A 473-nucleotide genomic window follows, 5' to 3' on the forward strand; every position below is an offset into this window, starting at 1 on the left:
TTATGTTCTTTTAAATGCACTCGCAAATCTTTGTAAAATGCATGCGAAATAGTATTTGCTATTTTGTTTGACGACACTAAATCAAAACCAGCTTCAACTAAAGGTTTGTAGTTATTATGAAATGTACCGCTAGCAGTATTATCTACAGCTATCAGGTTTTCTAAATGATTATTTTTAGCAAACAATATAACATCATTAACACTACTTTCTGTATGACTATCAATTATAGCTTGCTCCCAATTGGCATTTACGCCTTGTTTATTTAGCAGTAGTTTTTTTGAATTAGCAATAGCAAACACATTTAAATTGATGCCCTTGCGTTTTTCAATATCGTTTTTTGATTTTAATATTTGATTAATTAACGCACCACCAACACCACCATGACCAAAAATGGCTATGTTTATTTTTTTAGAAACTCCAAATACTTCGCCATGTATAACATTTAACGCTTTGTGTAATTGTGCTTTTTTAAC

General features: G+C 30.4%; 1 pseudogene. It reads right to left on the minus strand.

The features are described from left to right. Nucleotides 1–473, minus strand: a pseudogene (locus FUA24_RS23565) (bifunctional aspartate kinase/homoserine dehydrogenase I); the annotation flags it as partial.

Source organism: Seonamhaeicola marinus (assembly GCF_008085455.1).